Annotated in this window: 8 protein-coding genes and 1 pseudogene; 7 read left to right on the forward strand and 2 right to left on the reverse strand. The window is 67.9% G+C overall.

All coding sequences use genetic code 11. The features are described from left to right. Positions 1–201 precede the first annotated feature (201 nt). From BFF77_RS26095 to BFF77_RS26100, 3 genes are all read left to right on the forward strand, one after another. Positions 202–1,059: a helix-turn-helix domain-containing protein gene (locus BFF77_RS26095; protein WP_066954228.1), complete on the forward strand. Its 858-nt coding sequence runs from the start codon at positions 202–204 to the stop codon at positions 1,057–1,059. 207 nt (positions 1,060–1,266) lie between these two features. Next, positions 1,267–1,476: a DUF397 domain-containing protein gene (locus tag BFF77_RS33680; protein ID WP_079125508.1), complete on the forward strand. Its 210-nt coding sequence runs from the start codon at positions 1,267–1,269 to the stop codon at positions 1,474–1,476. A gap of 472 nt (positions 1,477–1,948) precedes the next feature. Further along, complete coding sequence (locus BFF77_RS26100; RefSeq protein ID WP_066954231.1) at positions 1,949–3,541, forward strand: sodium:solute symporter family protein; 1,593 nt, start codon at positions 1,949–1,951, stop codon at positions 3,539–3,541. A gap of 222 nt (positions 3,542–3,763) precedes the next feature. On the opposite strand, the gene BFF77_RS26105 is transcribed toward BFF77_RS26100, so the two are convergent. Next, the gene (locus BFF77_RS26105; RefSeq protein ID WP_066954235.1) at positions 3,764–4,879 is read right to left on the reverse strand and encodes an ADP-ribosylglycohydrolase family protein; all 1,116 of its coding nucleotides are present in this window, start codon (positions 4,877–4,879) and stop codon (positions 3,764–3,766) included. A gap of 559 nt (positions 4,880–5,438) precedes the next feature. Here BFF77_RS26105 and BFF77_RS26110 point away from each other — a divergent pair. The 4 genes and pseudogenes from BFF77_RS26110 to BFF77_RS26130 all read left to right on the forward strand — a co-directional run. Then, positions 5,439–6,062: pseudogene (locus tag BFF77_RS26110) on the forward strand (transcriptional regulator); the annotation flags it as partial. A gap of 406 nt (positions 6,063–6,468) precedes the next feature. After that, positions 6,469–7,710 carry a helix-turn-helix transcriptional regulator gene (locus BFF77_RS26120; protein ID WP_066954241.1) on the forward strand — a complete coding sequence of 414 codons (1,242 nt, stop codon included), beginning with the start codon at positions 6,469–6,471 and terminating at the stop codon, positions 7,708–7,710. Between the two features lie 94 nt (positions 7,711–7,804). After that, positions 7,805–8,242 carry an ATP-binding protein gene (locus BFF77_RS26125; RefSeq protein ID WP_107422253.1) on the forward strand — a complete coding sequence of 146 codons (438 nt, stop codon included), beginning with the start codon at positions 7,805–7,807 and terminating at the stop codon, positions 8,240–8,242. 92 nt (positions 8,243–8,334) lie between these two features. After that, complete coding sequence (locus tag BFF77_RS26130; protein ID WP_245703715.1) at positions 8,335–8,898, forward strand: hypothetical protein; 564 nt, start codon at positions 8,335–8,337, stop codon at positions 8,896–8,898. Positions 8,899–8,930: 32 nt separating this feature from the next. Here BFF77_RS26130 and BFF77_RS26135 read toward each other — a convergent pair. Further along, on the reverse strand, positions 8,931–9,487 hold a 557-nt coding region (locus BFF77_RS26135), incomplete at its 5' end, for a tetratricopeptide repeat protein (RefSeq protein WP_141698530.1).

The following is a 9,487-nucleotide window of genomic DNA, read 5'->3' on the forward strand; positions in this document are numbered from 1 at the left end:
CACAGGTCTGTCGCGGATCTGCGACAGATCCGCGACAGACCTGTGACGGGCCGACGACGGGCCGGCGCGAGGCCGGGCACAACCAAGGGCGCACAACGGCGCATTTGCCTCTGTGGCCATTTCCCAGCGCAGTTGGGACCATTGGTGGCAGTCTGCTGAGCAGTAGATACGTACAGCTACGCAGCCGGAGGTGCAGTTTCCGTGGCGTCCAACGTCAACCCCACCGTCAGGCGACGCCGATTGGGACAGGAGTTGCGCCGGCTTCGCGAGCTCAAGGGCATGACGGCCGAGGAGGTGGCGGAGCGGCTGCTGGTCTCGCAGTCGAAGATCAGCCGTCTGGAGAACGGCCGCCGGTCCATCAGCCAGCGCGATGTCCGTGACCTCTGCGGGGTGTACGAGGTCCAGGACCACCGCGTCGTCGACTCGCTGATGCAAATGGCCAAGGACTCCCGTCAGCAGGGCTGGTGGCATGCCTTCGGCGACATCCCGTACAGCGTCTACATCGGCCTGGAGACGGACGCGGCCTCGCTGCGCGTCTACGAGCCGCAGGTCGTCCCGGGGCTGCTCCAGACCCGCTCGTACGCCGAGGCGCTGATCAACGGCGCGCTGCCGGAGTCGGCGGTGCCCGATGTCGAGAAGCGCGTGGGAGTACGGCTCAGGCGCCAGGACCGGATCAACTCCACCGACAACCCGCTGCGGCTCTGGGCCGTGGTGGACGAGGCGGCGCTGCGCCGGGTCGTGGGCAACCGGCGGCTCATGCGCGAGCAGTTGGAGCATCTCGTCGAACAGTCGCAGCTCCCGCACGTCACCGTGCAGGTGCTGCCCTTCGACATGGGCGCGCACCCGGGGATCAGCGGGCATTACGCGGTTCTCGAATTCCCCGACGCCTCGGACTCCAGTGTCGTCTACATCGAGGGCGTGACAAGCGATCTCTATCTGGAGAAGGCCAATGACGTGCAGCGGTACAGCGTGATGTACGAGCATCTGCGCGCCCAGGCCCTGAATGTCGATCAGACCCGTCAGTTCATCGCGGAGATCGCCAAGGAATACGCCCGCTGAAACCTTTCGGGAGCCCTTCGGGGGCGCCGCCCTGCCCGGAGCGGGGGGCACCGTACACCTCAACTGCCGTGGTGCGTAAGGCCGTGCCCGAATAAGCCACCAGAACGAGTGAACACCTGTCCCGCCCATCGGGTGAGGCGAGTAGCGTCGATCATGCCAGCAAAGACGCTGGCGTGAAGTCCCACCACTCGCTGAACCGGAGCGAACATGGCAATTCTTCAGGGCGCTACGGACTCGTGGACGAAGTCCTCGTACTCCGGCGGAAACGGCGCTTGCGTAGAGGTCAGGTCCCCCGTCGTCCAGTCCATCGCCGTCCGGGACTCGAAGGCGCCCGAGGGCCCCTCGATCTCCTTCGTCCCCACGTCGTGGAACGCGTTCGTGCGGGAAATGAACAAGGGCGCTTTCGACCTCGGCTGAGGTCACTCGACATCCAGCGCCCGCACCCGCACCACTGACAGAGCCCTCTCGACCGGTCCGCCGTCCTGGCCGAGGGGGCTCGGCCATGTCCGGACCCGCTCCGCATCCGCCTCGTTTCCCAGCTCCTCTCCCGACCGCAGGGGACCCGCATCCCGTGCGGTCATTTCCGTATGTCCGGAAGTCCGGGCCGATGTCCGGCGCCGATGCCCGGGCCATGCCCGGAGCCTGACGAAGTGCTCGCTCATCGTGTGGGCGCCGTCACGATCACGACAACGCCCAAGAAGGTCAAGAACGAGTAAAATCGTTCGGCTTTCTGATCTGAGTTCACACTTATGACCGGAGAAGCCCTTGACCCACTGCCGCGCCAGGCGGTTCAATCCCCGAAGTCCCCGCTCCCGCACGGGGCACCGCTGACCGGACGTACTGGCGAAGAGCATCGATCGTTCACAAGGCGGACCCCTGGAGGGGGCACATGAACAGCCTCGACTGGATCGTGCTCATCGCATACTTCGGTGTGATGGTCGCGATCGGCCTCTGGTCACACAAGCGTGTGGACAACGTCAGCGACTTCTTCACCGCCGGCGGCAAGATGCCCTGGTGGCTGTCGGGCATCTCGCACCACATGTCCGGCTACAGCGCGGTGATGTTCACCGGATACGCGGGCATCGCCTACACCTTCGGAGTCACCTCGTTCGTGACCTGGTCGCTGCCGATCGCCATCGGGATCGGGATCGGCGCGCAGCTCTTCGCGCCGCGGCTCAACCGGCTGCGCTCCCGGCTGCATGTGGCGTCCCCGCTGGAGTACTTGAAGAACCGGTACGACCTCAAGACCCAGCAGGCCCTCGCCTGGTCGGGGCTGCTGCTGAAGATCGTGGACGTGGGCGCCAAGTGGGCCGCCATCGCCACCCTGCTGTCCGTCTTCACCGGGATCTCCCTCAACCAGGGCATCCTCATCACCGGTGTCATCACCGGTATCTACTGCACGGTCGGCGGGCTCTGGGCCGACGCCCTCACCGAACTGGGCCAGTTCGTCATCCAGCTCTTCGCCGGGATCGCGATGCTGGTCGCCGTCATGGGCGAGCTGGGCGGCTTCAGCGCGCTGTGGACGGTCTGGGACAAGCTTCCCGAGGGCCATGCCGACCCGACGGCCGGGCCGTACACCGTGACGTTCCTGCTGGCGTTCCTCTTCATCAAGATGTTCGAGTACAACGGCGGGATGTGGAACCAGGCGCAGCGTTACATGGCGACGGCCACCGCACGCGAGGCCACCCGCTCGGCCCGGCTCTCCGCGATCCTCTGGCTCGTCTGGCCGCTGGTCCTCTTCTTCCCGATGTGGTGCGCGCCGCTCCTGGTGGAGGCGCAGAAGCCGGACGCGTCCGACTCGTACGCCCTGATGACCGAACAGCTCCTGCCGCACGGTCTGCTGGGCCTGGTCATCGTGGGCTTCTTCTCGCACACCATGGCGATGTGCTCCTCCGACGCCAACGCCATCGCCGCGGTCTTCACCCGGGACATCGCGCCCACGCTCTCCAAGTCGGCGCGCGGCTGGTCGGAGCGGGCGGGACTGCTGGCGGCCCGGCTGTCCACGATCTCGTTCCTGGCGCTGTCGATGGCGGTCGCCACCCAGGTCAACTCGCCGACGTTCAAGGACATCATCACCGTCGTCATCAAGTGGGTGGCGGGTCTGATGGGTCCGATCGCGATCCCGTTCATGCTCGGCCTGCTCAAGCCGTTCCGCAGGTCGGGTCCGACGGCGGCGCTGGTGAGCTGGGCGCTCGGGCTGGTGGCCTTCTGGCTGGTCAACTATCCGATCAACTGGAACGTCGAGGGCGGTGTGCCGCTCCACTACCAGGTCTCGGTCCCGCTCGCGGTCTCGCTCGTGCTGTACATCGTGATCGGCTTCCTGAAGCCGGAGCCCAGCGACGAGCGCGATGTGCTGCTGGCGCGGATCAACGGCCAGGGCGACGGCGACGGTTCCGGTCTGACGGCGGCGTCGCTGCGGGTGCCGGCGCAGGCGGAGCCGGCCGACGCGAAGCTCCCGGGCCGGAGGGGCTCGGACGGCTGACCGGGCCGGGGCCGACGGGACCGGGTCGGACCGGGACCGGGGACGGCCGGTCTGGTGACACGTGGCTGATACGGGCGTACGGGTGCGGTTCCGGCCTGTACGCCCGTACGCGCGTACGCGGTGGTGCGCCGGGCCCGCTCGGTTCCGTATCTGTTTCCGTGCCGGTATGCGCATCCGTGCCGGTATGCGTATCCGTACCGGTATGCGTATCCGTACGGGCGCTCAGCCGCGCGGGTAGCGGGACAGCCAGCCCGACGCGGTGACACCGGGGGTGTGCAGGGCGGGGCCCTGGGTCATCTCCATGGCGAAGTCGTCGGCGATTTCGAGGAGCGTGGGCCGGCCCTCCAGTTCGGCGAGCCAGGCGGGCGGCAGCGCGGTCTCGCCGTGGAGCGCGCCGAGCAGGGAGCCGCAGAGCGTGGCGGTGGCGCACGAGGAACCGTCGTGGTTGACGGCGAGGCGCAGCCCGTGGCGGATGTCCTCGCCGACGAGCGCGCAGTAGACGGCGACGGCGAGCGTGTCCTCGGCGGCGCGTCCGTCGCCGAGCGCCGAGATCCGTCCGGGTCCCGGGATCCCCTGCCGTACGGTGCCGAGCGCCCGCTGGAGGGCCTCGGTGACGGGCTGGTGCCCGGGACGCGGCGCGAGCAGGGCGAGGGCGCGCTGCACGCCGGCGTCGAGGCTCTCCGCGCGTGCCAGCGCGTGCACGATCACGGCGAAGGCGCCGGCCGCCAGATAGGCGGCCGGATGGCCGTGCGTCTGGGCGGCGCACTCCACGGCGAGCTGGCAGACGAGCTGCGGCTCCCAGCCGACGAGCAGTCCGAAGGGCGCGGACCGTACCAGTGCGCCCGCGTCGCGCGCGGTGGGGTTCTTGGGCTTGTCGAGCGTGCCCATGATGTCGTCGCCGAAGCCGGTGAGACAGGAGAGGGCCGGGCCGCGGCGGGCGTAGAGCCATTCCTCCTGGGCGAGCCAGCCGTTGTCCTTGCGGCGTACGTCCGGGCCCCAGTCGCGCTGGGTCGCGGCCCAGCGCAGATGCGCGCGGTGCACATCGGTCGGCGGATGCCAGGCGCCGGTGTCCCTGCGGACCTGGGCGCGGATCAGTCCGTCGACGGTGAAGAGCGTGAGCTGCGTGGCGGCGGTGACGGCGCCTCGGCGGCCGTACGCCGGAACGAGGTCGGTGACACCGTCGGGGCCGTGCGCGGCCCTGATCTCCTCCAGGGTGAGCGCCGAGACACCCGCGCCGAGGGCGTCCCCGATGGCCCCTCCCAGCAGCGCGCCCCGCACTCTGCTCCGGAAGTCCTGCTGCTCGGCACGGCCCCAGACGGCCCCGGACGGTGAGCTCACGAGTCCCTCCCTCCCCATGAGCCTCGCAGCGACTCCGCAGACTGCGCAGCACTGTAGTGGAACGCGAACAGGGAGTTGAGGGTGTAGGGAAGATCATGGCCGGTATGAATCCGGTCGTCCGCGGGCCGACTTGGACACGCGCCGACGGCTACGGCGATGACCTACGGCCGCGTACCGTCCCCGGCGGGTTGGCGGTCTCGTGGGCCGCCCGGTCCGCCGTCCCGTGCGGCACCCACCAGAACCTCGCCCGCCTCACGCGCCAAGAGGTCGAAGACGGGTGCGTGGTCGGGCTTCAGCGCCGGCACCTCGCGCAGCGCGGCCCGTACGAGCGGCAGGCTTTTGCCCGGTCACAGCCGGCGTCGTCATGCGTTCCACACCTCGACTCGACCGCAGGTCGCGGACCTTCCGGACCATGACGGCATACAGCGGGGAGTCGTCGGAGGGCTTCGCCTCGCCTGCTTTCAAAGGTTCCAACGCTCGTACAACGCTTGAACCACGTCGTGCCGAAACAGAACCGGGCACTTGCCTTGCGCGTCTCGGCGGACATGTCCCTCAGGGGCCGGTCATGACGGCCCTGCTTGAGTCCACGCTGTCATGGATCTACCTACGCGGTGCGAAGCTGCCCCGCGCTGTGACCGTGGCTGAGCGCGCGGCCCTGGCGATTGAACCGAGTTTCAGCAAGGCGTCCCGGCCCGAGCTGGTCGCGTATGGGCGCCTCATGGTCTCGGCGGCAGTGGCCGCCTCCCGACGCGAAGACGAAAGCGCGGCCGACAACTATCTTTCACAAGCGCACGCCGCGGCTGCCCGGCTCGGCACCGAAGAGAAGCTGTACGGAACGAGCTTCGGGCCGACGGCGGCGAAGACCGAAGCGGTCGGTATTCACGTGGCGCTCAAGAATTACTCACGCGCGCTCAAGCTCGCCGGTCACGAGGATATGAAGACGATCGGCAAGACCATGTCGAAGGTCGCGCGGAACAGGTACAAGCTTGATGTGGCGCTGGCACAGTGCGCCACCGGTCTGCACGACGCCGCTGGCGACACACTGATCGAAGTGGGGCTCGATGCCCCGGAGTGGGTCAGGCATCAAGCCCTGCCAGGGGTTATCGGGGCCCGTATCGCGAAGGTGTCGACGGCCCGGGTACGCAGCATCAGCGAGCTGATCGGCGTCCCTCTGATCGCTTGACGCCTACGCCCTGTATGACCTTGGCCAGTTGACCCGCCCGACTCCTACGATCCGCTCGCCGAGCTGTGCCATGAATGCGCCACCACCCTTGCCGGGCCGCTCGCTGATCCACACCGCGACCGGCCGGTCAGCCTGCTCCAGCAACTCGGTGTTCGCACTCTCGTAGCCGCCCGGCTTGAACACCGAACCGTACGCACAGCCAATCCGGCCACCCTCCTCCCAGCCGGAAAGGCACCTCGTACGAGTAACGCCTCAGATCCATTGGGCGGACTCCTCAATCCACTCGGCGACTTCCGGGGCCTTCGAGTCCGACACCACCAGCATTGCGGGTGGCAGTGCGCATGTTGACGGTGCATATGAGTCGTCCGCCATCGTCGTACGCTGGGTTGGGAAAGGACGGTGGCGCATGTCGGATGAACTCGCCAACAACGTAAGGAAGTACCGGCGCGCTGCGGGATGGAGCCAAGAAGAGCTGGCACACCATGCCAGGCTCTCTGTGGGGCCTGTTCGCAAGATCGAGCAAGGTCATGACGGGGTGCGGATGGAAACCCTGCACGCCATCGCCCGCGCCTTCAACGTGAGAACTTCTGTGCTGATGGCCTCAGGCACGCCTGCACCTGTCGGGCATGACAACCCCAACGGAATGCATTTGCGTGATCTTCGTATCGCGCTGACTCCGGCTCTTGGACTCGGGGCGGTGAGTGCTCCCGCCGGAGACGAGCCGGACGTGTCGCGGTTGCGGCGCATGACACATGACAACTCCGTCCTCTACTTCGAGGACAGTTACCGGAGTATCGCGGCGGACCTCCCCGCTCTCATCCGTGCCTCGAATGACGCGGTCGCCTACTACGACTCGGGCGAGGAGCGCACCGAGGCGCTCGTGGCCCGCTCCCAGGCGCTGCAACTGGCAGGTCGGTACCTGACACAGATCAGGCAGTACGACCTTGCTCACGCGGCCGTCCGGGAGGCCATCACGGACGCCAAGGCGGCGGGGAACCAGATCGTCGCGGCTTCCGGCGTCGGCGGCATGTGCTGGATGCTCATGCGGACCGAGCGGTTCGACGAGGCGGAGGACATCGCTGTAGCGACGATGGATTTGATCGAACCGAAGATCAGCGGAGCGACACCCGACGAGTACGCGACCTGGGGCGGCCTGGCGATGGAGGCAGCCGCCGCGGCGGCCCGGAACAACCGCCCCAAGGAAGCCAAGGCGCTGCGCAAGGCGGCCGGCACCGCCGCGAAGGCGGTGGGCTTCACGCACAAGAACCTGCTGCGTCACTGGTCGATGTTCGGGCCCGTCACCGCGTCCATGAAGGAACTGGAAGACTTCATGGTCGCGGGGGATGCGCGGGCAGTGATCCGCAAGTCCGACGAGGAAGCGAACCTAAAAGAAAAAAACTGGACGAGACTGGGTGGTCCCAGTACCAATGACGGCAACCGCTACCGGCTCGACCTCGCCCGCGCACATGTCCGCACAGGCGACCCCACCGCCGCCATGGAGGAGCTGTCCCGCCTCGACGAGATCGCGCCTGAGTGGTTTCGTCACCAGTCGTCCGCCGCGATCACCTTCGAAGAGGTGACTCGTAAGCGTTGTACCCTCACCACAGAGATGCGGAAAGTCGGCACTCATCTCGGTGTTTTCACATAACTACATTGTGAAGATGCACTTCTGATGAGCCGTCATTGGAAGTGCATCGTTTTATTCTGGCTGGCTGCATGCCGCTTTCCCTACGTTGACGAGCATGGTGAGCAATCAGCAGAAAGACCGCAGCGTTGTGCTGCGATGGAGCCCGGATCCGCGTTGCGTGGCCCTGGCGCGGCTGGAGTTGCGGAAGGCGCTGACCGATTGGGGGTTGTCCGTCCTGGAGGACTCCGCCGTTCTGATCCTGTCGGAGTTACTCACCAACGCCACGCTGCATGCCAAGGTGACGCCGGAACAGACCATCGAAACGCGCTACTTCCGCAGTTCGGGCGCTCTTCGCATCGAGGTGCACGACGGTTCCGAGGAGCGCCCGCAGCCGCGAACGCCGGATGCGGAGGCGCCGGACGGGCGTGGGCTGCTGCTCGTCGACGCGCTGGCCGACGAGTGGGGCGTTGTTGACCGGACCGGGCCGGGGAAGATCGTATGGGCGTCCCTGTCCCTCCCGGTGGTACGGCCCGGCGGGCGTGGTCGCTCATGACTCCGCCGGTGCTTCCGGTCGGTGCCTTTCCGCGGCCGGATGTCGTTCCGTACATCGCCTGCTGGTCCTCGGAACACCGGCCCACGGGGAGGATGATCGCCAAAAACGGCGGCATCGCCTACGCCGACGAGCGGCCCTACGAGCGCGACGACATGGGCATCCTCTGGAAACGGATCGGAATCAGCCCGGGCAAGGGACGGCCCGAGTTCGGGGAGGTGCACTTCCTGCGCCAGCGCCGCGCCATGCGCAAACTGCTCTGCCAGGTCTGCGGCGGACCCTCCGACCGTACCCCCGAGGGCACCCTGTGGCTGGTGGGCGAGGACCCGTCCGAGCCGGGGCCGTGGAAGCCGGGGGACCTCACGGGGCACCCGCCGCTCTGTGTGTCCTGCGCGGTAACGGCCGTACTGGCGTGTCCCCACTTGCGGAACCGGTATGTGGCGTTGCGGGTGCGGTCGTTCGTGGTGGCGGGAGTGCATGGGGCGCTGTACCGGCCGGGCGGGCTGTTCCCCGAGGCGCACGAGGCGGGAGCGCTGGCATTCGAGCACTGGCGGATCGGCTGGATGCTGGCCGGCCAGCTCATGATGGAACTCAAGGAGTTCACCGTCGTCGATCTGGAGTCCGAGCACACCGCCTACCTGAAACGAACGCCTCAGTAGGCGGTGCCGGGTGCGGTTCGGCGCCGGTAGGGCTACGCGCTGCCCGGACCCGGACCCGGACCGGGGCCGGTGTTCGTGGGTTCTTCCGCGAGTTCCGCCAGGAGTTCCGTTCTGCGGGCGCGTGCCCAGGCGTATCCCGGTCTCAGCTCCAGCGCCCGGTTCAGGTCGGCCAGGGCCTCGGCCGTTCTGCCCAGGGACCTGAGGGCCATGGCCCGGCTGCCCAGCGCCCAGGTGTACGAGGGGTCGAGGGCGAGCGCTCGGGTGTACTCGGCCACGGCCTCCTCGTACCGTCCCGCGAACCGGTACACCTCTCCGCGCTCCCCCAGCACCCGTTCCATGTCCGGGCCCAGGCGTTCGGCCCGGCCGAGGTCGGCCAGTGCTCCGGCGACATCGCCGAGCCGGCCGCGTACATGGGCGCGCCGGCTCAGGGCCCAGACGTAGTCGCCCGACAGCTCGATGGCCCGGTCGAAGTCCTGGAGCGCCTCACGCTCACGGCCCTGCTGGAACTTGGCCTGCCCCCGGCTGCCCAGGATCAGCGGATCGCGCGGGTCGCGCGCGAGCGCGCGGTCCAGTTCGGCGACGGCCTCCT

The sequence above is a fragment of the Streptomyces lushanensis genome (genome assembly GCF_001700515.1).
GTDB lineage: Bacteria > Actinomycetota > Actinomycetes > Streptomycetales > Streptomycetaceae > Streptomyces > Streptomyces lushanensis.

Coding starts and splice junctions, on each gene's coding strand:
- BFF77_RS26100 (WP_066954231.1), top strand. CDS start 1,949: ATGAACAGCCTCGACTGGATCGTGCTCATCGCATACTTCGGTGTGATG.
- BFF77_RS26120 (WP_066954241.1), top strand. CDS start 6,469: ATGTCGGATGAACTCGCCAACAACGTAAGGAAGTACCGGCGCGCTGCG.
- BFF77_RS26125 (WP_107422253.1), top strand. CDS start 7,805: ATGGTGAGCAATCAGCAGAAAGACCGCAGCGTTGTGCTGCGATGGAGC.
- BFF77_RS33680 (WP_079125508.1), top strand. CDS start 1,267: ATGGCAATTCTTCAGGGCGCTACGGACTCGTGGACGAAGTCCTCGTAC.
- BFF77_RS26130 (WP_245703715.1), top strand. CDS start 8,335: ATGATCGCCAAAAACGGCGGCATCGCCTACGCCGACGAGCGGCCCTAC.